At 71.7% G+C, this 22,651-nt stretch carries 20 protein-coding genes; 10 read left to right on the top strand and 10 right to left on the bottom strand.

Annotated features, from left to right (window positions below; genetic code table 11):
- Positions 1-142: 142 nt before the first annotated feature.
- Complete coding sequence (locus O0S08_RS03430) at positions 143-301, bottom strand: hypothetical protein (protein WP_269037522.1); 159 nt, start codon at positions 299-301, stop codon at positions 143-145.
- Positions 302-1,006: 705 nt separating this feature from the next.
- Here O0S08_RS03430 and O0S08_RS03425 point away from each other — a divergent pair.
- Positions 1,007-1,159, top strand: a complete 153-nt coding sequence (locus tag O0S08_RS03425) for a hypothetical protein (RefSeq protein WP_269037521.1) — start codon at positions 1,007-1,009, stop codon at positions 1,157-1,159.
- Positions 1,160-1,490: 331 nt separating this feature from the next.
- Positions 1,491-3,224 (top strand): MXAN_6577-like cysteine-rich protein, encoded by a 1,734-nt coding sequence (locus O0S08_RS03420; RefSeq protein WP_269037520.1) that lies wholly within the window; start codon positions 1,491-1,493, stop codon positions 3,222-3,224.
- A gap of 234 nt (positions 3,225-3,458) precedes the next feature.
- Here O0S08_RS03420 and O0S08_RS03415 read toward each other — a convergent pair whose 3' ends face one another.
- A complete protein-coding gene (locus O0S08_RS03415) occupies positions 3,459-4,478 on the bottom strand; it encodes a YdcF family protein (RefSeq protein ID WP_269037519.1) in 1,020 nt (339 codons plus the stop codon).
- Positions 4,479-4,757: 279 nt separating this feature from the next.
- Between O0S08_RS03415 and O0S08_RS03410 the strand changes: the two genes are divergently transcribed.
- Entirely contained in the window at positions 4,758-6,566 is a 1,809-nt protein-coding gene (locus O0S08_RS03410) for an IgGFc-binding protein (RefSeq protein ID WP_269037518.1), read from the top strand.
- Between the two features lie 63 nt (positions 6,567-6,629).
- Here O0S08_RS03410 and O0S08_RS03405 read toward each other — a convergent pair whose 3' ends face one another.
- The 4 genes from O0S08_RS03405 to O0S08_RS03390 form a co-directional block, all read right to left on the bottom strand.
- Positions 6,630-7,946, bottom strand: coding sequence for a hypothetical protein (locus tag O0S08_RS03405; RefSeq protein ID WP_269037517.1), 1,317 nt, complete (start codon positions 7,944-7,946; stop codon positions 6,630-6,632).
- On the bottom strand, positions 7,943-8,746 hold the full coding sequence (locus tag O0S08_RS03400) for a Kazal-type serine protease inhibitor family protein (RefSeq protein ID WP_269037516.1): 804 nt from the start codon (positions 8,744-8,746) through the stop codon (positions 7,943-7,945). Before O0S08_RS03400 ends, O0S08_RS03405 begins: the two co-directional genes overlap by 4 nt.
- A 34-nt stretch (positions 8,747-8,780) precedes the next feature.
- Positions 8,781-10,775: a hypothetical protein gene (locus tag O0S08_RS03395; RefSeq protein ID WP_269041936.1), complete on the bottom strand. Its 1,995-nt coding sequence runs from the start codon at positions 10,773-10,775 to the stop codon at positions 8,781-8,783.
- 343 nt (positions 10,776-11,118) lie between these two features.
- The gene (locus O0S08_RS03390) at positions 11,119-11,532 is read right to left on the bottom strand and encodes a sporulation protein (RefSeq protein WP_269037515.1); all 414 of its coding nucleotides are present in this window, start codon (positions 11,530-11,532) and stop codon (positions 11,119-11,121) included.
- Positions 11,533-11,670: 138 nt separating this feature from the next.
- On the opposite strand from O0S08_RS03390, the gene O0S08_RS03385 reads away from it, so the two are divergent.
- The 4 genes from O0S08_RS03385 to O0S08_RS03370 all read left to right on the top strand — a co-directional run bounded on the left by O0S08_RS03385 (position 11,671) and on the right by O0S08_RS03370 (position 16,128).
- Complete coding sequence (locus O0S08_RS03385; protein ID WP_371879527.1) at positions 11,671-13,242, top strand: SulP family inorganic anion transporter; 1,572 nt, start codon at positions 11,671-11,673, stop codon at positions 13,240-13,242.
- A complete protein-coding gene (locus O0S08_RS03380; RefSeq protein WP_269037513.1) occupies positions 13,239-13,850 on the top strand; it encodes a carbonic anhydrase in 612 nt (203 codons plus the stop codon). The genes O0S08_RS03385 and O0S08_RS03380 overlap by 4 nt, the downstream gene beginning before the upstream one ends.
- 328 nt (positions 13,851-14,178) lie before the next feature.
- The gene (locus O0S08_RS03375; RefSeq protein WP_269037512.1) at positions 14,179-15,066 is read left to right on the top strand and encodes a hypothetical protein; all 888 of its coding nucleotides are present in this window, start codon (positions 14,179-14,181) and stop codon (positions 15,064-15,066) included.
- Positions 15,067-15,489: 423 nt separating this feature from the next.
- A complete protein-coding gene (locus O0S08_RS03370) occupies positions 15,490-16,128 on the top strand; it encodes a hypothetical protein (protein WP_269037511.1) in 639 nt (212 codons plus the stop codon).
- 87 nt (positions 16,129-16,215) lie between these two features.
- On the opposite strand, the gene O0S08_RS03365 is transcribed toward O0S08_RS03370, so the two are convergent.
- Together O0S08_RS03365 and O0S08_RS03360 are read right to left on the bottom strand one after the other, a co-directional pair.
- Positions 16,216-16,764, bottom strand: coding sequence for an SET domain-containing protein (locus tag O0S08_RS03365; RefSeq protein WP_269037510.1), 549 nt, complete (start codon positions 16,762-16,764; stop codon positions 16,216-16,218).
- Positions 16,765-16,971: 207 nt separating this feature from the next.
- Positions 16,972-18,168 (bottom strand): RCC1 domain-containing protein, encoded by a 1,197-nt coding sequence (locus O0S08_RS03360; protein WP_269037509.1) that lies wholly within the window; start codon positions 18,166-18,168, stop codon positions 16,972-16,974.
- A gap of 82 nt (positions 18,169-18,250) precedes the next feature.
- Here O0S08_RS03360 and O0S08_RS03355 point away from each other — a divergent pair, with 82 nt between their 5' ends.
- Positions 18,251-18,910 (top strand): DUF1707 SHOCT-like domain-containing protein, encoded by a 660-nt coding sequence (locus O0S08_RS03355; RefSeq protein ID WP_269037508.1) that lies wholly within the window; start codon positions 18,251-18,253, stop codon positions 18,908-18,910.
- A gap of 97 nt (positions 18,911-19,007) precedes the next feature.
- Here the strand turns inward: O0S08_RS03355 and O0S08_RS03350 are convergent, their stop codons facing one another.
- Positions 19,008-19,163, bottom strand: coding sequence for a hypothetical protein (locus O0S08_RS03350; RefSeq protein ID WP_269037507.1), 156 nt, complete (start codon positions 19,161-19,163; stop codon positions 19,008-19,010).
- Positions 19,164-19,333: 170 nt separating this feature from the next.
- Between O0S08_RS03350 and O0S08_RS03345 the strand changes: the two genes are divergently transcribed.
- Together O0S08_RS03345 and O0S08_RS03340 are read left to right on the top strand one after the other, a co-directional pair.
- Positions 19,334-20,500, top strand: a complete 1,167-nt coding sequence (locus tag O0S08_RS03345) for a hypothetical protein (protein ID WP_269037506.1) — start codon at positions 19,334-19,336, stop codon at positions 20,498-20,500.
- Positions 20,501-20,516: 16 nt separating this feature from the next.
- The gene (locus O0S08_RS03340; protein WP_269037505.1) at positions 20,517-21,029 is read left to right on the top strand and encodes a hypothetical protein; all 513 of its coding nucleotides are present in this window, start codon (positions 20,517-20,519) and stop codon (positions 21,027-21,029) included.
- A gap of 12 nt (positions 21,030-21,041) precedes the next feature.
- Here O0S08_RS03340 and O0S08_RS03335 read toward each other — a convergent pair whose 3' ends face one another.
- Positions 21,042-22,646 (bottom strand): tetratricopeptide repeat protein, encoded by a 1,605-nt coding sequence (locus O0S08_RS03335; RefSeq protein ID WP_269037504.1) that lies wholly within the window; start codon positions 22,644-22,646, stop codon positions 21,042-21,044.
- Between the last annotated feature and the right edge of the window lie 5 nt (positions 22,647-22,651).

Here is a 22,651-nt window from a genome sequence, read left to right as displayed (position 1 = left end):
ACGTATACACTTGGTGCGACCAGGAGCGCAACGAAGGGCCTCGGCCCTTCGGCCTTTCCATCGCGGGTGGTGCTCACGCGCGGGCGCCCGTGGGCGCCCGTGGGCGCCCGCGGCGGGCGGGCGAGGGGGAGCGATGCGCGGTTCAGTGCGTCACACGGGTGACGCTCTCCGCCGACGACACGCGCACCCGATCACCGGCAGAGAAGACCTCCCCGGTATACTGTCGCGTGACGACGCGCAGCTCGCCGCCGTCGAGCCGCACCGTGATCTCGCGGCCATTCTGCCTCGCGGCCAACTCCACTGTGCTGACAGTCTCGACGGTACCCGATAAGACGCTCCGGGGATGGCCATGCTGGTCACCCCATTTCGTGGTGCTGCAAAATTGCAGACCGCCTCGGCGACTTCTTCGTCATCCTGCGACGTTCGGCAGGGCGGCCCGCTCGCGGTGTAGCGGCAGCGATCGCGAGGAGCGGACAGTCGCGCGTCGTCGCACGAACCTGTTACGAGTCGAGTCGATCGACCGCGCTGGCGCCGGCCGATCGGCGGTCGTCCGCGAGGCTGTTCAGCCGGCCGGGAGCGCCGTGGTCGAGCCCGGCGCCGCTCGGCCGGGCACGCACGAGGTCGCGCAGCTCGGCGCAGCGGCGTCGGAGCGCCGTCGCTTCCGCGAGCGCGCTCTGCTTCGCCGAGACAGGTCGGCCGTGCAAGAGCCCTCGCCGCAGCGCGGCCCGATGCCTCCTCGCGCGGCGGAGCTACACTCCGGGCATGCTCCCGCCCGCCCTCAGCCCGCGCTGGCTCGTCGTCCTCGTCGTCAACGCCGCGGTGTGGACCGGCCTGGCGCTGCTGGTCGCCTATCTCAACACCGGCCAGCCGCCCACGCTCGAGACGGTGCGCGGCGCCTCGTCGTTGCTGCTGCTGATCGCCGGACCGCCCCCCCCTCCTCGGCTTCCTCGGCGCCCGCCTGGGCTTCCTGTTCGCGCAGGTCGGCCTCCTGATCGGCTACGTCCTGATGCTGCGCGCCTTCACGACCGAGAGCAGCGGCGGCTTCGAAGACCTGGCCGCAGTCGCGACGTTCCTGGTGCTCGGCGCGATCGGCCTCGGCGTGGGCACGCTCGTCGACATCCTTCGCCACTTCCTCGCCAAGAAGAGCGCGCCTGGCTGAAGGGACAGCCCCCGGGCCCTGCGAGCTCCTCGATCGGCGGCCGCTCGTCCTGGCTCGCTCGACGCGGACACGCCGCGCCGGCCCGCGTTCGTGGTCTGCGCATGCGCCGGCGCGGTCCTGGGAGCTCCGAGCGGGCCGTATGCGTGCTGGTATGATTTCGCAGGATCCGGTGCATCGATTCCCGATCGATGCCGCGCCGGGCGTGGAGTGCCCGGGAGACGAAGCAACGCGCCATCCTCGCCGCGCACCGCCCCCGAGCGACCTCGCTCGCAATCGGACACTCGCGTGCGGACGTCGACGTCGCCGGCGCCCGCGGCCTACGATGGCGACGATGACAAGCAGCTGGCGCACGATCACGCTCTCCGCGCTGTGCGGAGCCACCTGGCTCCCTGCGTGCGGTGAGACCGACACCTCGAGCTCGCTCACCGAGACCTCCACCGGCACCGACACGACCGGCAGCGCCGGGACGACGGAGGCACAACCGCCGACCTCGACCGACGCGACGCCCCCGACCTCCACCGACGCGACGCCCCCGACCTCCACTGACCCGACCTCGACCTCGACCACCACCGACGCGACCACCACGAGCACGACCTCGACCACCGATCCGATCGACACCGACGGCACGACCATCGGCCCCTGTGAGGGGCTGGTCGACTGCGGCGGCGAGTGCGTCGACACCCAGACCGACGCCGACCACTGCGGTGGCTGCGATCAGCCCTGCGGGGTCATGGAGACCTGCAGCGAGGGCAGCTGCGTCGTGACATGTCCCCGGGGACAGGAGCTGTGCGACGGCGCGTGCGTCGACACCCAGACCGACCCGAACAACTGCGGCGGCTGCGATCAGCCGTGCCTCGACGGCGAGGTGTGCGGAGACGGGGCCTGCGCGCTCGAATGTCCGATGGGACAGGCGGACTGCGAGGGCGCCTGCGTCGATACCGAGACCGATCCGGCCCACTGCGGCGGCTGCGGCCAGGCCTGCGCGATGTGCCAGGTCTGCTCCGACTCGCAGTGTGAAGCGCCGCCCGGCCTCCCCGCGGCCGACGCCGTCGCGGGGCCGACGAGCGTGTGCGGCGGCGCCGAGGCCATGTTCACCGTCCCCGACGTGCCGGGCGCGGTCAGCTACACGTGGAGCGTGCCGGGCGACGCCACAGTCAGCGCCGGTCAGGGCACGTCCGCGATCACGGTGGAGTTCGGCGTGATGGCGGGCGAGGTCTGCGTCACCTACAGCGACGGCTGCGCCTCGTCGACCCCGAGCTGCATCGACGTCGTCCTCATGGGCGGCGCACCCGGCCAGAAGGTGTTCTCGCCGACCGGCGCGCTCCAGTCATTCGTCGTGCCGACGTGCATCAACTCCGTCAAGATCACCGCCTTCGGCGCCCAGGGCGGCTCGGACGTGGGCGGTCGCGGGGCCAGGATGAGCGGCTCGTTCACCGTCACGCCCGGCGAGGAGCTCGGCGTCGTGGTCGGCGAGCGCGGAGTGGTCAACAACTGCGGCGGCCCGTCGGCGACCGGCGGCGGCGGCGGCGGCTCGTTCGTGTGGCGGGTCGCCGACGCCACCGAGCCGCTGATCGCGGCCGGCGGCGGCGGCGGCGGCAACACCAATTGGAACAACGACCTCAATTGCCGCAAGGGCCTCGACGGCGTCGTCGGCATCCACGGCACCAACGGCAACGGAGCCCCAAGCGCCGCCGGCGGAATGAACGGCAACGGCGGCGCCGGCAATGCGCCCTCGGGCACCGGCTCGGGCGGCGCCGGCTGGAAGAGCGCGGGCCAGGACTCCACCTACGGCACCGGCTGCACCGGCGGCAAGCCGCCGCTCCTGTTCACCGGCGGCGCCGGCGGGAACACTTTCGGCCCCGGCGGTCAGGGCGGCTTCGGCGGCGGCGGCGGGGCCGTGTGCGGCGCGGGCGGCGGCGGCGGCTACTCGGGCGGCGGCGCGGGCGAGGGCAGCTCGTGTCGCGCGGGCGGCGGCGGCGGCGGCTCGTTCAACGCCGGCACCAATCAGGACAATCAACCGGGCGCGCGCCTCGGCAACGGCGAGGTGACGATCTCCTGGCCGTAATCATCGCACGATCATGCCCGGGTGATCGTCGTCGTCCAGCGAAGTGACGATCTCCTGGCCATCATCACCCCACGATCACGCCTGTGCTTCCCGGCGTGATCGTCGTCTCTCGGTGCCACCGGCTCCGCCCCTCCACGTCGGGCCTCTGCAGCGTCCCCGACCTCACCGAGGCGAGAACGCGGCCAGGCTCATGACATGTCCGATGCGGCGCTCCCTCGATCCGAGCGGCCCTGTCTACCGACCCGGCAGGAACGGCGCCAGCCAGGCCGCGTAATACGCCAGCACCTCGCGGGCGACGAACCACGGCTCCTTCAGCAGGCGCCGGCTCATCGTCGCCGGCACCGTGTATGCGAGCACTCCGGCGCGCTGGAACAGCAGCTTCACGCGCGGCTGGTGATAATAATGGCTGACCGCCAGCACGCGCCGCGCCCCGCGGCGCTGCAGCCATTCGGCCGTGACCTCGACCGTCGCCGCGGTGTCGACCCCGAGCTCGTCGAGCACGATCGCCGCCGCCGGCACCCCCGCCGCGATCGCCCTCGCCTTCATCGCCTCCGGCTCCGAGGCCCCGTGGTCCTCGTCGATCGCCCCGCTCATGATCACGATCGGCGCCAGCCCGCGGTGGTACAGGCGGACGCCCTCGTCGACGCGGTCGGCCAGCGCGTGCGACGGCCTGCCGTCGCGGTACACCCGCGCGCCGAACACCACGATCGCGTCGGCCTCGCGGGCGTAGCGGGTCGGGCCGAACGTCAGCATCAGCACCAGCGGCAGGGTCCACGCCACCGCCGCCGCGATCGTCAGGCTGCGCGCCACCTGTCCCGAAGACCACCTCCGCGGCGGCCCCGGCCGCGCCGCCGTCGCGGCCAGCGCCAGCGACAGGGCCAGCACCAGCACCGAGCTCGGGAACGGCAGGGGCGTGGCGATCCGCCCCTTCATCAGCAGCGCGAAGTAGACCGCGGTGTCCCACGCCGCCGCCGCCGCGACCGCCAGCAGGCACACGGCCGCCAGCGCCCGCGCCCACCGCCGCCGCAGCGGCCCGAGCCCGCGGGCGATCAGGGTCGCCGCCAACATGGCCTTGAAGACAGATGTACCTGTCCCCTCGGGCAGGCTGATCCACGCCGCCGTGACGTCGAACCCGTCGCCGACGATCAGCGCCCCGACCACGTTGAGGGCGACGAACACCCCGAGCGCCAGCCCGACGTCCGGCAGCCAGGCGCGGACGCGAGCGTAAAGGCCGTGGTGGTCCTCGGCGGGCATCGTCGTCCCCTACACGCCCCGGCGCGCGCCGACATTCCCGGCGCGGGCGCGATCGGGTGGAACTCCTCGTCTGCGGGTGACGGCGGTCGAGGACCGCGCGCGCCGGGCCCGGCAAAACGCCGAAACCTTCATGTCCCTTCGGACATGTCTATCGATTGATGCCCGCCGGCCGCTCGCGATCTCGCGCTTGGCTCCTGCGAGCGCCGGGGCGCGCCGAGATCCCCCCGCGAACGTCGAAAACCCTTTACGGGCGCGAGGGGCAGCCCCTACGCTGCCGCCATGACGAATCGCCTGTCTATGAACGCGTGTACCACGGCTGCCCTCGCGGCCTCGCTCCTGACCGCCTGCGGCGACGACGGTGGGAGCACTGCGACCAACGTCGCGACGATGTCCGCAGGGCCGACCTCGACCGCGACCGAGCCGGGGACGACCAGCCCGTCGAGCAACACCGACACGCCGACGACGACCCCCCCGACCGAGGGGACGGGGACGCAGGGCATGACGGAGACGGGCACCACGCAGGGCGTGACGACGACCGGTCCGGGCACCACCGACGGGCCGCTGACCACGACCGGTCCGGACACCACCACGACCACCGAGGGCACCACCACGACCACGCAGGGGACCACCACCGCGGTCGACACCACCACCTCGACCACCGGCGATTCGACCACCGGCGACGACCCCTTCTTCGGCGAGATCCCCGAGACCTGTGAGCAGGCCGAGCTGTCGAAGAGCACCGTCGGTTGCGCCTTCTACGCCCTCGACATGGACTCGCACGACTTCTCCGAGACCGGCCAGTTCGCGGTCGCGGTCGCCAACGTGCAGAAGGACCAGCAGGCCACGGTCACCATCGAGCGCAAGCAGGGCGGCGTGTGGAACATGATCGCCGGGCCCACCAACATCAACGCGCTCGGCCTGCAGACCTTCAACCTGCCCGACCAGCACACCGACGACAGCCAGCTCGCGCCCGGCTTCGCCTACCGCGTCAAGTCGACGGTGCCGGTGATCGCCTACCAGTTCAACCCGGTCGACGGCGCCTCCTCGTTCCTGTCCGACGCCTCGATGCTCTACCCGGTCACCGGCCTCGACTCGATCAACCACGTGATCGCGTGGACGTCGATGATGGACAACACCAGCACCTTCCAGCACAGCTACGCCAGCGCGGTCGCGGTGATGGACAACACCAAGATCAAGGTCACGCCGAGCACCGTGACCGCCGCCGGCGCCGGCGTGCCGGCCGGTCAGCCGGGCGTGCCGTTCGAGCTCACCCTCAATGAGGGCGACGTGCTCAGCGTCGCCGTGCAGAACCTCGGCACCTCGATGACCGGCACGATCTTCGAGAGCGACAAGGAGACCCCGTTCATGCTGTTCGCGGGCCAGGAGTGCGCGCTGATCCCGGCCAACACCTGCTGCTGCGACCACATGGAGGAGCAGATCAGCGGCGTGCGCCTGTGGGGCAAGCACTTCATCGGCGCGCGCACGGCGGTGCGCAACAACAACGCGCCGGAGCCGTCGCTGTGGCAGATCTACGGCGCCGAGGACGGCACCACCGTCACCCTCAACGCCGACGCGCAGGTCACCGGCCTGCCGGCCAACCCGATCATCCTCGACAAGGGCGAGGTCGTCGAGTTCTACGCCGGCGGCCCGACGGCCGAGCCGGGCGACTTCGAGATCAACAGCGACAAGCCGATCGGCGTGATGAACTACATGACCGGCGCCGAGAACCTGCCGGTCGAGTTCTTCAGCGTCGGCGACCCCGCGGCGGTCCAGATCCCCTCGGTCGAGCAGTTCCTGCCGCGCTACGTCATCCTCGTGCCCTCGACGTGGATCAACGACGTCGGCGTGTTCACCCGCGAGGCCGGCGCCACCGTCACCGTCGACGGCGTGGCGATCCCCGACGCCCAGTGGAACCCGGTCGCCGACAGCGACTACGAGGTCGCCCGCGTCCCGCTCGGCGACGGCGTCCACGTCCTCGACGGCGGCGACGTCCCGTTCAGCGTCATCGTCATCGGCTGGGACACGCACGACAGCTACTCGTACCTCGGCGGCACCGGCACCAAGATCGTCAACCCGACGCCGATGTGACCTCAGGACATGGCCTGAAGGGCATGGCGTATCAGCCATGCCCTTCAGGACATGCTCTTTCGCTCAGCCTCCCGAAAAGCGGCCCAGCCACGGCTGGTAGTTGGCGCCGTCCTCGCCGAGGAAGCTGCCGCTGACGACCGCGGCGCCGCCGCTGGTGAACGCCGCGGCGTTGCCGTCGCCCCAGCTGAACGGCGGGCCGAATTCGTGCTCGAAGCTCCACAGCAGCGCCCCGTCGGGCCCCATCAGCCCCGCCCACAGGTCGCGCCGCTGGCCCCACTCGTTGTCCGGCTGCGGCGGCTTGTCGGTGCCGCCGACCAGCAGCAGCGCCCCGTCGCAGCGGAGCGCGCCGCCGAAGCGGAGGTCGTCGGCGCCCTCGACCGGCAGCCCCTGGCTCCACTCGACCGCGCCGTCGCCGGCGAACTTGCGCAGCGAGAACGAGAGGCCCGGATTCGCGTCGAGCGACCCGGCCAGGTAGGCCCCGCCGTCCGCCGCCGCGAACACCGAGCCCGGCTTGAGCTCGTCGCCCTCGAACTCGACCGACCAGGCCGGGGCCCCGTGGGCGTCGAAGCGGCCGACCCACAGGCGCTCGGGGCTCTCGAGGGTGTCGGCGAGCGCCACCGAGCCGTCGGCGCCGACGTCGAAGCGGACGCGGTAGCTGTTGTCCGGCACCGCGAGGGTCACCTCGGCCTGCACGTTGCCGAACGCGTCGAGCCGCACGTGCTGGAACGGTTGGTTGTAGGCCCACTCGAGCACGACGATCGACTCGCCGGCGGCCGCCAGCCTGCCCTCCGGCGAGTACGAGCCCCACGGCTCGACGGGCGCGCGCTCGTGCTCCCAGCGCCACACGTGCGCGCCGTCGGGCGCGTAGCGGAGCACCACCAGGCGGGCGTCGAACGTCTCCATCATCTCGGCGACGGCGTGCAGGATCACCTCGCGCACCAGCACGTGGACGAACCCTTTCGAGTCGACCGCCACGTCGAGCGCGACGTCGTCGAGGCCGTGGACGCCGGCGTAGACGTCGCTCCACACCTTCGCCCCCTGGGCGTCGCGCAGCTCGACGAACGCGTCGTTCCCGGGCGCGTGGCCGGCGAGCACCACCGAATCTTCGGGCCCGGCCGCCAGCGACGGCACGAAGCCGGGCAGCGCCGCCGCGCTCTGCGACCACTCGAGCGCGCCGGGCTCGTCGCCCGGCGTGCACGCAGGCGCCGGCTCGTCGCCTGTCGGATCGCCGCTCGAGCTCGTCGGCGGACCGTCGGTGGGCTCCTCGGTGTCGGAGCCGCTGCTCGTGCCGCTGCTGCCGTCGGTCTCGGACTCGCCGCCCGCGCCGCCGCACGCCACCAGCAGGGACAGGGAGATGACCGCGATCTTCGCCGACGTCATGACCGGGCCCTCCGCCGCCGCGCCGCCAGCAAGAGGAGCAGCGCCAGCGCCGGCGCCCCCGCCCGTTCCTGTCCCAAAGAGCAGCCCCCCTTGCGCTCGGCCGCCTCGTGCGGCTCGCCCGCGCTGCCGGAGCCGCTCGAGCTGCCGGGCTCCTCGCCCGTCGTCTCGCTGCCCGTCGAATCGCTGCCCGTCGAGTCACCCGGGCCGGTGCTCGTGCCCGCGTCGGGCCAGTCGCTCGTGCTCTCCTCGGCCTTGCACGCGCCCTCGTGGGCGATCGCCACGTTCGCGCAGGTCTCGGCGTAGCAGGCGTTGCCGTAGGTCTGGCCGTCGACGCCGCAGACCGGCGCGTACTCGTCGCCGCAGCCGCAGTACGTCGGCTGGATCCGCGCGCACTCCTCGGCGGTCAGGCCGCTCTGGGCGATCCACCCCGACAGGGCCGGGTGGGTCATGTCGAGCAGGCGGGCGTTGTTCTCGCGCGCCGCGATCTCGCCGGCCACGTCGGCGAAACCTGACTCGATGACCAGGTGACCGACGGCGCAGGCGACCCCGTCCTCGTCGATGAAGAACGGCACGCGCTCGCCGATGAACTCCGGGTTGCGCGGGAACAGGCCCGCCATCTGATAGGTGTGCAGGCGGTCGAGGTTGCGCGCCCGTTCGGCTTGCAGCGCGGGCGGCAGGTGCGAGGTGTCGCGCGCGCGCAGCTCCGTCTCGACCGTCTCGAGGTGTTGTTGGATGCGAATCCGGTCGGCGTCGGCCTGGCCCGTGATGTCAATTACTGTAAAAAGAATAAATCCAAGCATTCCTCCCACAGGAAAGCACCCGCGAGGGCGGCCGTCAAGGCGACGGCGCGGCGGCGCCCTGGAGGGCCGCCTCGGTCGCGCGCAGCAGCGGCTCGGCGGCCACCGGCGCACCTGTCGCTTGGGTCATCCACAGGTCGGGCGTGAGCGCGCCGAGCGAGGCCATGCGCTCGAACTCCGGGCCGAGCTTGCCGGCCTTGGCGATGTGCTCCTCGATCTGGAACGCGATCAGGTGGCCGAGCGGGTAGTCGGTCAAGTACAGCGGGTACGAGATCATGTGGCTGTAGATGCCGAGCAGCGGCGTGCCGTTGCCGCCGAGGACCGGCGCGTAATAGCGGTCCCAGGTGTCCTGGGCGATCTTCACCACCGCCTCGCGCAGCTCGGCCGGGGTCGCCTCGGGGTGGTCGTACAGCCAGTGCCAGGTGGCGACGTCGACCAGGGCCACGCCGGCGATCTCGAAGGTCGCCCAGAAGTCGGCGAGCACGCGCTCGCGCTCGCTGGCGGCGTCGGGCTTGCCGACGCCGAGCAGCTCGAGGTCGCGGGCCTGGAACACGAACGCGAGCGCCTCGGTGAACGCGTTGTTGGGCACCCCGGCGAGCAGCGTGTGGTCGACGCTGTACAGCGAGAACACCTGCTCGACGTTGTGGCCGAGCTCGTGCACCGCGATGTTGTAGCCCTTGTAGTCCATGCCGCCGGCGCCGACGCGGGTGCGCAGGTGGGGGAAGTCGCCGCGGCGCAGCGACTGCAGCGCGTGCCCGGCCCCGCGCGACGGGTCGACGAGGATGTGCTCGGCGAGGAACTTGGCGCGCGGCGGCGCGAACCCCAGGCCCTGGAGGAGCCGCGGCATGTCGCGGGCGAACGCCTCGGGCGTCGGGTAGCGGGCCCTGGTGCGCTTGTCGAGCTCGGCCTCGGAGTGGGCCGCGTTGCCGCGGAAGCCGGCGTACCACAGGTCCTGCGGCCCCAGCTCGCGGCCGAGGCGCTGCTCGATCAAGGCCGCCGTGCGAGCGACCAGCGGCGAGGTGAGCACCTGCTCGAGCAGCGCCTTGACGCGCTCCTCCGGCAGCTCGCGGCCGAGCTCGAAGCTGCGGGCGATCGCCGTCGGGGCGATCGGCACGTACTTGTCCTCCTGGCGGGCCGCGTGGAAGTTGGCGAGCAGCTTGGCGTAGCGGACGTCGTCCTCGCGCGCGCCGTCGAGGCTGACCGCGCGCGGCGGGGCGTCGGCCTCGACCTCGCTCGCGGGCGCGGCCGACACCGCGTTGGTGAACGGGTCCCAGTCGACGTGCGGGTTGTCGATCACCGCCGCGGGGATCGTCTGGGTCACGATCCGCTCCATCACCTTGACGATCATCCGCTGCTTCTTCAGCCCGTCGGGGTCGGCGTAGCGGCCCTTGAGCTCGTCGCGCAGGTTCCAGTGGCTGATGAGGCGCAGGCCCGAGGGGAACGGCCGAGCACCTGTCTCATCGACCAGGTGGTGCATCCACACGTTGTATTGCGAGATGTACAGGTCGGCGTCGGCGGTGGCGCGGGTGACCGCCTGGCGCACCTCGGCGGGGACGCGGCGGCCGAAGCGGGCGCCCAGGCGGACCTCGGCCCACTCCTGGCGGCTGTACTTCGGGCCATGTTCGCTGCGCTCGGCCAGCGTCGTCAGCGGGAAGTTGAGCAGGACCACGAAGCCGACCTTGGCCTGGAACAGGTCCTCGGTGACGTGGGCGAAAGGATCGTAGGTCGCCAGCAGCGGGTCGACCGCCAGCAGCGGGCCGGTGTCGACGTCGGTGGCGCGGCGGACCTCGCGGCCGACCTCGTGGGTGTGGCCCTCGATCTGCTCGAACACCGACTCGAGGCGGGCGAACGTCGCCGCCAGCGCGACCGGCTCGCTGATGAACTGCTCGCGCACGAACGCCGCCAGGTCGCCGTCCTCCGGGCGCCACAGCGCCGCGACCTGCGCCAGGCCGCGATCGATCCGGGCGCGCTGGCCCTCTCCGTGGACGCGCAGCAATTCGGTCGTCAGCGCCGTGAGGTCGGGCGGGGTCATCGGTTGGTTCTCCGGCGTCGCGGTCGTCTCGGGCGCCGCGGCCACCGGCGCCGGTGCGGCGGTCGCCGGCGCGGCCTTCGTCGGCGGCGGCGGACCTCCCGCTGGGCCGCGGTCGCACGCGAGCGCGAGCACGAACGGGGCGAGGGAGCGGAGACCGGGGCGGAGGCGGACGGGGGCGGACACGACCGGACGAGTGTATCCGGACCGACGCGTCTCGCGCATGTCCCGAAGGACAGGCGTGCAGCGAGCCGGCGAGCTCGGCCGCGACGAGGTGCCGGGCTGCAGATCGCGACGAGCCGCGCGACCACGGGGTGATCGCGCGGCCTTCGGCGCGTGGGGACGTTCAGGCGACCACGTCGACCACGGCGCTGGCCTTGGGGTGGCGGCCGGAGGCCTGCAGCTTGGCGGTGACGCGGTAGCGGCGGTGGGTGGCCGAGGGTTCGAGGTCGGCGGGCAGGCGGAGGACGAGGGGGACCTGCAGGCGCTCGCCGGGGGCGAGGGAGCGGCCGAGGGGGATCGTCACGGCGGCGGCCTCGCGCCAGAAGTCGAAGTCGCCGTGGCGGGGGTTGTCGTAGATGAGGCGCTCCTCGTCGAGGCGCAGGAGCACGCCCTCGAGATTCACATCATGCTCGCCCCCGGTCAGCTCCAGGGTGGCGCGGAGGTCCTCGCCGGCGCGAACAGCGGCCTTCAGGTCGCGCAGCGCGATCCCTTCCCCGTTGCTCACGATGGCGTGCTTGATCCGTTCGATGAATCCCATGGCTACCCATGGCTCTGTAGCACTGCATGATGCATCCTTCATCTGAAGGAATCTTCCAGTATTTCTTATCGGTGGACGCTCTTCCGGATTCTTGCCATCACATTCCCCCGCATCTCGATTAAGCCAGCTTCATCCTCGATGTCACCATTGACTCCAGACAAACAGCCCTGGCACGGGCACCTGGCCGCGGACCTCCCGGCCTCGCTCGTCGTCTTCCTCGTCGCTCTCCCGCTGTGCCTGGGCATCGCCCTGGCGTCGGGGGCGCCGCTGCTCTCGGGGCTGTTCGCGGGGTTCGTCGGCGGCCTCGTCGTCGGCGCGCTGAGCGGCTCGCCCCTGAGCGTCAGCGGCCCGGCCGCCGGCCTGACAGTGGTGGTCGCCGCCGGCATCGGCGAGCTCGGCGCCTACTCCGCCTTCATCCTCGCGGTCGTGCTCGCGGGGGCGATGCAGCTGGTCTTCGGCCTGCTGCGGGCCGGCGTGGTCGCCCACTTCGTCCCGGTCGCGGTGGTCCACGGCATGTTGGCGGCGATCGGCTGCATCCTCGTGCTCAAGCAGGTCCCGCACGCGCTCGGCTACGACCTCGACTTCGAGGGCGACGAGAGCTTCGCCGGTCAGAGCGGCGGCAACACCTTCACCGACATCATCGCCGCGGTGCAGAACGCCGACCTCGGCGCCTTCATCATCTTCTCCGCCGCGCTGGCGGCCCTGCTGCTGTGGCAGAAGTTCGGCAAGAAGCTCGTCGGCTCGTGGATGCCGCCGGCCCTGGTCGCCGTGATCGTCGGCGCCGCCACCAACGAGCTGTTCAAGCTCTACGCGCCGGGCATGTTCCTGAGCGAGAACACCCATATGGTCGCCATCCCCGATCTGAGCGGCCTGTACGGCATTCTGTTCGCCCTGCCGTTCCCCGACTTCTCGCGCATCGGCGACCCGGCGGTGTGGCGGATCGCCGCCACCATCGCGGTCATCGCCAGCGTCGAGTCGCTGCTGTCGGTCGGCGCCTCCGACAAGCTCGACCCGTTCCACCGGATCACCCCGACCGACCGCGAGCTCAAGGCCCAGGGCGCCGGCAACATCGTCTCGGGCCTGCTCGGCGGCCTCCCTCTCACCGCCGTCATCGTCCGCTCGTCGGCCAACATCGACGCCGGCGCGCGCACGCGGATGTCGACGATCTTGCACGGCTTGCTGCTGCTGCTCAGCGTCCTGGTGCTGGCGCCGATCCTCAACCACATCCCGCTGTCGGCGCTGGCCGCGGTGCTGATCGTCATGGGCCTGCGGCTCGCCAGCCTGCGGGTGTTTCACGAGCAGTACCAGCGCGGCAAGAACCAGTTCGTGCCGTTCGTCGTCACCCTCGCGGCCATCCTGTTCACCGACCTGCTGGTCGGCGTGGCCATCGGCGTCGGCGTCGGCATCTTCTACGTCATCCGCAGCAACTTCAAGTCGGCGATCGTCGTCGCCCACGAGGGCCCGGAGTACCTGATCCGGTTCGCCAAGGACGTCTCGTTCCTCAACAAGCCGGCGCTGCTGCGCGCCTTCTCGGCCATCCCGGCCGGCGCCACGGTGCTGATCGACGGCACGCGGGCGCAGTTCATCGACCCCGACATCGTCGACGCGATCGACGACTTCCTGCTGTCCGCCAGGGCGCGCAACATCGTCGTGGAGCTGCGCCGCAGCGCCACCAGCCTGAACGTCCACTTCAAGCCAGAGGCCGCATGAACCCCGCTCGTCGCCTGCTCCTCGCCAACAAGTCCTGGGCGCAGGAGCGCCGCGCCATCGACCCCGAGTTCTTCCAGCGCCTGGCCGCCGGCCAGCAGCCCGAGTTCCTGTGGATCTCCTGCTCCGACAGCCGGGTGCCCGAGACCCAGCTGACGGTCACCGACGCCGGCGAGCTGTTCGTCCACCGCAACGTCGCCAACCTGGTCCGCGCCGACGACACCAACGTCCTGTGCGTGATCCAGTACGCGATCGAGGCCCTCGCGGTGCGCCACGTGATCGTCTGCGGTCACTACGGCTGCGGCGGCGTCAAGGCGGCGATGAACGGCGCCCCGCCCGGCCGCCTCACCCACTGGCTCGAGCCGGTCGCGGAGATCTACCAGCGCCACCGCAAGCAGCTCGACCTGCTCCCCGAGAACGAGCGCTGGGCCAAGCTCGTCGAGCTCAACACCGTCGCCCAGGTCCACCGCCTGGCCGAGACCGACGTCATCCGCAACGCCTGGGCGGGCCGCGACAACCCCTACCTGCACGCGTGGGTCTACTCGCTGCCCGACGGCCTGATCCAGCCGCTGCTGACCCTGAGCCCCAAGGGCCCGCAGACCTTGCTGTGATGACAGAATGTCTCCGAGGACATGCTCTGATGAGCATGTCCCGAGAGACATCTCATACACATGTCAGAGCGGCGTGACCCGCGAGAAGAAGGGCCAGGGAACAGAAGAGGTCGGCCCCATCGATGCGGCGCCGGGCCAGCCGATCCGGGGCGGCCGAGCTTCACGGTCAGCCCCGGAAGCGAGCCGCGGCGTCGCTGCCCGACGCTCGGGTTCGTGAACTGCGGGCCGAGTCAGGAACGCGCCGTCCCTCATGCCGCGACATGGGGAATCGACCGAGCCGACGACGATGTCATGACCATCCTCATGGCCACGGCGAAAATGGAGGGAATTGCACGCCACGCCGCTGGAGCGGGCCCTGCATGGCGCCGCGGCGATGGCCAGCACCCACTCGATCTTCACCACGACGATGTCCCTGTGCGCCGCGCTCGCGCTCGCTTGCGGTCCCGAGCAGAAGGAGACCGCGAGCGACAGCACCGAGCCGACGACCACCGGCACGACCGCGCCCGACAGCTCTCCGACGACCGGCCCGACCACCACCGACGCCACCGTCGGGACGAGCCTCGACACCACGAGCACCGAGGCGACCAGCACCACGGTCGCCACCACCGAAGCGACGACCGAGGCCACCACCGAGGACGAGCCGTTGACCGCCTGCGCGATCGACGAGTGCATGACGCCGATCCCGATCGAGTGCGACGACGAGGACATGTTCGACTGCAAGCCCACCTGCGTGTTCACTCCGTGGGATTGCGGCCTGCCGCAGACCTGTCCGCCGCTCAAGATCCAGAACACGGAGGAGTCGCCGGACAAGTTGGTCCTCAACTCGCCGGTCGAGGACGCCGTCTGCGTGCTCCAACAATTGCGCGACCGCACCGTCGGGCGTGTGACCGTCGAGTGGGGCGACCTCCAGGGCTTCTACGGCGACATCGCAGTCAACGTGCTGGCGAACGTCGACATCCTCGGCGACGAGGCCGTGCTGATGACCTGGGAGTGGGAATACTTCACCTGCTGCGGCGACAGTGCGACCCAGTCGCGGCGGGTCCTGCTCCAGCCGACGACCTACTTCGACGACTGCCTGGCCGATCCGTCCCCCGAGAACCTGGCGCTTTGCCTCGTCGGCGCGACCCCGGAGCCGCACAACCCGACCCCGCAGGGCTACTTCCTGCCGTGGACCCTCGGCATGTGCGACGAGCAGCCGCCCGCGTGCCCGTCGTGACCGCTCGCGGACCGGCCCGGGGCTCATGACCCTTGGGACAGATGGCGGGCGTCGCCCCTCGCGCCGCCGCCTCAAAAATCGTACGAGCGGCCTGCCGCCTCTCATGGAAATCCGCTTTGTTCACGCGCGGCTCGCGGACGCCGAGGACGAACATGGTGATGCCGGCGGCTAGCAGCGGGATGGCGACCAGAATTCCGGCTCTCCTCCGCGCAGCCTTGCTGGCACCAGAGCCTCCTCCGACCCCAGCGCGCCTCCTGCGCGGTCTCGCGTCTTCGGCCCCGCCGGCGCGACGGCGCCCGCTCGCTGTGACAGTCGGCCCTCGGGGCGCCGCGAGAACGGCGATTCGCCGCCCTCTCCTCCGACCGCGCGGCAGTGGCGTCGGGCCTGCGAGCGCGACCTCGCGGGACGCGATATCGTCGGGCGATGTTTGCCTCGCTTACGTCGCTCGTGGTCGCGTCCAGCCTCCTCGTCGCCGCCGCCGGCGAGCCGGCCGCCGCCGAGTCCACGAGCGCGCCGAGCTACATGCAACCGATCTACGCCGACCCGCCCGCGGGGTACTACGATCCGCCGCCCGGCTACTACGATCCACCGCCCGCGTACTACGAATCGGACACGCCCGGCGCCCCCCCCATTTTTAAAGATCCACCCGCGGGGTACTACGATCCGCCGCCCGGCTGGTACGATCCGCCACCCGGCTATTACCTCCCGCCGGCCGCCCTGCCCGCGCCGCTGCCGATCCCGAGCGAGCCGGCCGCGCTGGCCGACGACGCCTGGCGCAAGTGGGCCAAGCGCCACGATCAGCTGCGCGGGCGCCAGATCGGCTGGGGCGTCGTGCTCGGCCTCAGCGTCCTCACCCTCGGCATGATCGCCGCCTTCCCCCCGTCCGACTGCCGCGATTGCGGGATCTTCGGCCGCCCCGTGCTCGGCCTCGGCGCCCTCGTGCTCGGCAAGATCTCCCTGGTCTCGAGCATCATCAACGGCGTCGCCCTGGCCCGCCACAACCGCAATCGACCCACCGCCAATCTGACCTTCGGGGCAGGCTCGGTCCAGATCAATTTTTAAACAGCCGCCCGCCTTCCGTCTCGTGACATGTCCCACTGGACATGCCCTTCGAGACATTCTCCGAGTGACATGTCCCGGAGGACTTGTCTACCCGCGCAGGAACGCCAGGACGCGCGGACGCAGGCGCTCCTGGGCGCTGGCCGGCAGGTCGCAGAAGCTGGCGATCCGGCCGCGGCAGCCGGGCGCGCCGCAGGAGCAGGGCACGCTCCAGCCCGGCTCGCACATCGACGTGCTGTAGTCCCACAGCACCTCCTCGCCGGCGCGGATCGGTCGCAGCGCGTGGAGGGTCACCGAGCCGTCGACGAACCCGAGGTTGGGCTCGCAGCCGTGGTTCATGAAGTCCTCGATGTCCTCCGAGCCCGGCGGGCTGACCAGCCACAGCTCCGGGCCGACCTGCATCGCGTACAGCTCCTCGGCGACCGTCGCCGCCGCCACCAGCATCCCGCCGAAGGTCAGCACCGGCTCGCCGACGGCGATGTCGCTGCGGGCATAGACGCCGCGACCGTGCACCTCGGAGCCGCGGACCTCGAGCAGCTGTCGGCTCCGCGTCGAGCTCACCGCCCGCGGCGCCAGCGAGCGCCGCAGCGCCGTCTCCGCGTCGTCGCCGTCGTCTCGCACCCCGTCCATGTCGTGCATCGGCGAAAAATAGCAGCGTTCCGGACCACCTCTCTGCCCCATCGATCACACCTGTCACCGAGGCCAGCTCACATTCTTTTCTGCCTTTAAAAAAGAATGTACATATCGCACCCGGCCTCGCCCCGATCTTTTTACGGGGACACGTCCAGATGTCCGCGCCCGCGGCGCCGCATCGGTCACCCGCAAATCACCGCGGAGCCCGGGCGGTCACCACGCGACCGGCGTCGGCTGCAGACGGTCGTCGACCCCGCCGTCGCCCACTCCGCCGTAGGCGTTGCTTCCCCAGCACAGCACCTGGCCGTCGTCGGTGCGGGCGCAGGCGTGGAGCTGGCCGACCACCACCTGGCTCGCGCCGGCCAGCGGCAGCATCGCCGGCGCCGCGCAGTACGGCTCGGGCGGCGCGCGCCGGGGCGAGGCCGCGGCGTCCGTCACCACGTACTCGCGCGGCTCACCGCAATCGGGCCAGAGCATGCGCTCGGGGCCCCACTCGCGGCCCCAGCCGCGAGCTGTCCCATCGGCCAGGAGGGCGGTCGTCCGGTACTGCCCGGCCGACAGCTCCACCGCCTCGCGCAGGCCGGCCACCCGCGCCGGCGGTCCGACGGTCGTATCACCGCCGTCGCCCCGCTGGCCGAACGTGTCGCCGCCCCAGCACGCGGCTGTCCCATCGGCCAGCAACGCACACGCGTGATCGAAGCCGGCAGTCAGCGCGCGCGCCTCGGCGATCCCCGGCACCTGGCTCGGCGTCAGATGATCGCGGCCCGACCCGTCGCCGCACTGGCCGAGCTCGTTCCAGCCCCAGCAGAACACCTCGCCCGCGGTCGTGCGCGCGCAGCTGAACGCATAACCGACCGCGACCTCGACCGCCGCCTCGAGCCGGACCACCGCGACCGGACCGGCCGAGAAAAACCCGCCGTCGCCCAGCGCGCCATGGTCGCCCTGCCCGCTGCACACCACGCCGCCGCTGCCGACCACCGCGCAGTCGTGATCGAACCCCAGCGCCAGCTGACGCACGTCGCGCCAGCCGGGCACCGGCTGCGGCAGCGCGCGCGAGGGCGCTGCCTCGACCTCGAGCGCCGGGTTCTGCCCCCAGCACCACACGCTGCCGTCGGCCCGCACCGCGCACGTGCGCTCGCCCTCGGCTGCGATCTGCACCGCGTCGTCGATGCCCGCGACCACCACCGGCCGTTCGCTCCGCGCCGCCGAGCCGTCGCCGAGCTGACCGCTCGCGCCCATCCCCCAGCAGCGGACCTGCCCGCCGCGCAGGCGCGCGCACGTGTGGAACGACCCGGCCGCCAGCTCCTCGACCACCGGCCCGCGACCGTTCGCGGTCGGCTCTTCGCTCACCTCGACCGGCGCGCGGCCCCACCACCCCGGACCGCAGCCGAAGAGCGCCGCTGTCAGCACTACCGCAGGCCACCGCACGCGCCGGCAGGATACCCGATCGCCGCGGCCCTGGCGCGCCCGCCGACATGGTACAAGGCGCCTCGTGGACTCGCCGGCAGGACAGCTGCAACGCGCGCGCGAGCAGGCCCGGGCCCACCTCGGCGACGGCTACGCGCAGGACCTCATCGACCAGGACACCCTCGACGAGCGGCTCGAGGCCGTCGAGCGCGCCGGCACAGTCGCCGAGATCGACGCCCTGACCGCCGACCTGCGACCGGCCCCGACCGCCGCCCTCGTGCCCGCCGAGGCCGCCCTCGCCGTGCCCGCGACCTCCTCGCGGCTGCGCGCCCTGTTCAGCTCGATCGACCGCACCGGCGCGTGGCACGTCGCCCAGCGCACCCACGTGCGGGTCGTGTTCGGCAACGCCACCCTCGACCTGCGCCAGGCAGTCCTGCCGGGCGGGCCGATCGAGCTCGACCTCCACGTCGTGTTCGGCAACCTCGACCTCATCATCCCGCCCGGCTGGCAGCTCGACAACGACTGCGGCGCGATCCTCGGCTCCGTCGAACAGCTCAGCGGCCCGCCCCCGCCCGGCAAGGCCGGCCAGATCCTGCGCCTGCGCGGCCGCGTGATCTTCGGCAGCCTGACCATCCACGAGCGCCTCCCCGGCGAGAGCGCCTGGACCGCCCGCAAGCGCCGCAAACGCGAGCACAAGGCCCTGGCCCAGCGCAGCGCCCGCGCCCTGCCGGCCGGCGACGATTGATGCCACATGCCCCTCGGGGCATGTTCTAAAAGACATATCTCGACGGGCATGTCGCATTCGCCATGCTCATCAGGACATGTCCTTTCGGCCTGACCGCTCACCCGCAGGCGTCGACCCGCGGCGCGCACTCGGACAGCGTGGTCGTCACCGGCTCCTGCATGCAGCGGAAGCGGGCGAGTGGGTCGGCCTCGGCGAGGCAGCCGTCGAAGTCGGCGGCGTCCTCGAGCAGGATGGTCTCGTCGGGGCCGGTCACCGCGGGTGGGGCCGCCCTCGGGTGCGCCTGCGCGCGTTCGGGCAGGCGCCTGCGAGCGCAGCCCCTGTCTCTCGCGGGCCGTGGCCTCCAGGCCCCGAGAAATCTGTCTCTTTGGACATGTTGACGCCGCCCCGACGGTCGGGCGATCCTGGCCGGAAATGAAGCGAGTCATGCGCGAGGCAAGCGTGCGAGCGGTCGCCCTGGCGGGCGCGATGCTCGGCGGCGTCGGCTGCGGTCCGGCCGAGGACGGCACCGCCGGCACTGCAGGGGCCACCAACGTCACCGGCGTCACCAGCGTCACCCAGGGCAACACGCAGGGCACCACGAGCGCCACCGCCGGCACCGAAGACGCGAGCGGCACCGGCACCGAATCGGGCGTCCCGACCAGCGGCAACGGCACCGACGAGCCGACCGCGGGCGTCACGAGCAACGACTCTCAGGGCCCCAAGCTCGACCTGGCGATGGCCGACTTCGGCGCCCCGCCGAGCGGCGACGGCTGCACCAAGGTCGACTTCCTGTTCGTGCTCGACAACTCGATCTCGATGGGCGACGAGCAGCAGAACCTCGCCAACAGCTTCCCCGGCTTCATCAGCACCATTCAGTCGCAGGTGCAGGCGCAGGACTACCACATCATGGTGATCGACACCGACGACCAGGACAAGTGGGGCGAGAAGTGGGACAAGTGCCATAACAAGTGCATGACCGACGATCCGGGCGACAACTGCCTGACCGTCTATTTCCCGGACATCATCTGCGGCATGGAGCCGCCGCCGCCCGAGGCCTGCGATCAATCGCTCGGCGCCGGTCGCAACAAGGGGGCCGGCGGCCCGCCGCTGGCCTGCCCGATCGACGGCGGCCTGCGCTACATGACCCAGGCTCAGGCCGACCTGCCGGGCGCCTTCGACTGCGTCGCCGACATGGGCGCCACCGGCAACTCCAACGAGCGCCCGGCCGAGGCCCTGCTCACCGCCCTGGGCCCGCAGACCGAGGCCGGCGGCTGTCACCCCGGCTTCCTGCGCGACGACGCGGTCCTCGTCGTCACCATGATCTCCGACGAGCAGGAGAACGGCTCGCCCGGCACCCCGCAGAGCTGGTACGCCGACCTGCTGGCGCTCAAGGGCGGCAACGAGACCGCGATCGTCATGCTCTCGCTCAACGGCGACGCCGAGACCGCGGGCCTGGAGTGCACCCCGACCGCCAAGATGGTCGAGTTCGTCGGCTACTTCGGCGACCGCGGCATCATCGACAGCATCTGCGCCCCCGACTACAGCCCGTTCTTCCAGGAGGCCGTCGGCGTCATCGACTACGCCTGCGACGAATTCGTCCCGCCGCGCTGATTCGGAGGAGCACGCCATGTTCGACGCCCTCGCCCGGGTCGAGTCCGAGCTGCCGGCCCTCCTCCGCCGGGACGGCTGGCACAGCATGCACATCACCTATCACCCGCCCGAGGTCGAGCGCCTGTGGCGGCAATGGGGGGACCTGCGGATCAACCTCCACCGCATCATGCCGACCGCGGCATCGACGGAGGTGCTGTTCCACCCGCACCCCTGGCCGTCGATCATCAAGCTCCTCTCCGGGCGCTATCGCATGACCGTCGGCCACGGCCCCGGCGTCGCCGCCCCGCCGGTGGCGATGCGCCTCGAGCTCGCGCCCGGCTCGGTCTACGAGATGGGCGAGCCCGACGGCTGGCACGCGGTCGCGCCGCTCGGCGAGCCCTCCCTGTCGCTCATGCTCACCGGCAAGCCCTGGGATCGAGCGATGCCCGCCGCCGATCACCCGCCCCAGGGCCCCCTCTCCGCCGAGCGGGCCGAGCGGCTGCTGTCCGACTTCCGCGCCCTCTACGGTGAATCCGGCGCCGCGCACTGACGAATCGCCGGATCACTTGCCGGCGGTCGCGGCCTGGCGGTAGCTCTCCCAGCGCGCCAGCACGTCCGCGTCGAAGTAGCCGTCGGGCATCGTGTTGAGCGCGATCGACTGCATCTTGAACGCCTGCGAGAACGCCCCCTTCTTCGCCATCACGAACGCCAGGGTGTCGAAGCACTCGAAGCACGAGAAGTCGCGCACGGCCGTGCTCGCGTACGGCAGCGCCTCGTCGAGCCGCCCGCGCTCCCACGCCAGGTGCCAGGCGACCGCGTTGTGCGTGAGCGAGAGGGTGGCGCTGCGCTGCAGCGCGGGCAGGAGCGCGTCGGTGCGGCCGAAGTCGCGCTGGCCGTCGGCGCCGACGTCGAGCTGCGCGTCGTAGAGCCGGAACAGCTCGAGCAGCGCCCGCTCGTCGTCGGGTCGCAGCTCGAGCGCCAGCCGCAGGTTGCGCTCCGCCTCGGCGGGCTTGCCCTCGGCGACCTCGAGCCTGGCCAGCCACAGCCGCGCGTCCGCCGACCGCGGCGCGATCGCCAGCGCAGCGCCGACGTCGGCGCGAGCCTGGCGCAGCGCCGCCGCGTCGGTCCACGGCCGGATCGCCGCCCACAGCAGGTGCACCTCGTCGGCGGTCATCGTCCGGGCCGCCGCGGGCGGCTGCGCGGGCGGGACATAATCTGTCCGCAAGACCATGTGGGTCCGGTCGTTCAAGTAGCGCTGGAACTCCGCCTCGAGCTCCGTCCTCGCGACCGTGCCGAACCCCGCCTGCCACGCCTGCTCCGGGGACTCGCCGGCGCCCAGCGCCGACAGGAACGACGCGAACCTCGACTCGTACGTCGAGGTGCTCTTGAGGAAGTGGACGAGGGCCCACGCGCCGGCGTAGTTGGCGATCACCCGCCTCGCCTCGCTCTGCTCCTCGCCGGGCTGGTCCGCGCGGCCGCTGAAGTCCCGCGGACTGGTAGCGATCATCGTCTCGACGATCGGCACGCTGCCCGTGGGCACCCACACGATGGCCCCCTTCGCCGTCTGCTGCTGGTCCCACAGCATGCCGGGCCGGAAGCGGAGGCCCGGCGGGTGCCGGCCGAACAGCGCCTTGCCGCCGGCGAGCACCGCGGTCGAGTAATACTCGGCCAGGCCCTCGTGCACCCACCGCGGCGCGCCCGGGTAATAAAAGTTGGTGAAGCGGTGGGCCAGCTCGTGCAGCATCGTCACCTGCGCCGCCTCCGTCGGCCCGCCGTAGAAGTGCAGCGACGGCAACGCCGGGTCGAGCTGCCGGCGAAAGAAGCCCGCCGTCCCGGGCGGCGCGAGCAGCTCGTACTCCTCGCGCGAGCGGGTGACGAGCACGACCGTCCGCCCGTCGGGCCTGGCCTCGAACGGGAACGCGACGTCGGCGAGGAGGCCGTACCCCTGCTCGAGCGCCGCCACGACCTCCTGTCCCTGCGTCTCGGTGAGGTCGGTGCGGACCACGAAGTGCCGCGAGGTCAGCTCGGTCCACGGCGGCCCGCCGTCCTCGGGCGGCGTGAACGGCCGGCCCAGGGCGGGCGCGCACGCGCACGCGATCGTCCCCACCAGCCACGCGGCCACGCGCGCGACGCGTCGCCGCTCGTCACTCCCGTCGACGGCTACCATGCAGC

This window comes from Nannocystis punicea (assembly GCF_026965555.1).
GTDB lineage: Bacteria > Myxococcota_A > Polyangia > Nannocystales > Nannocystaceae > Nannocystis > Nannocystis punicea.
Note: the sequence above shows the minus strand (reverse complement) of the source record. Positions and strands in the feature narration are given on the sequence as shown.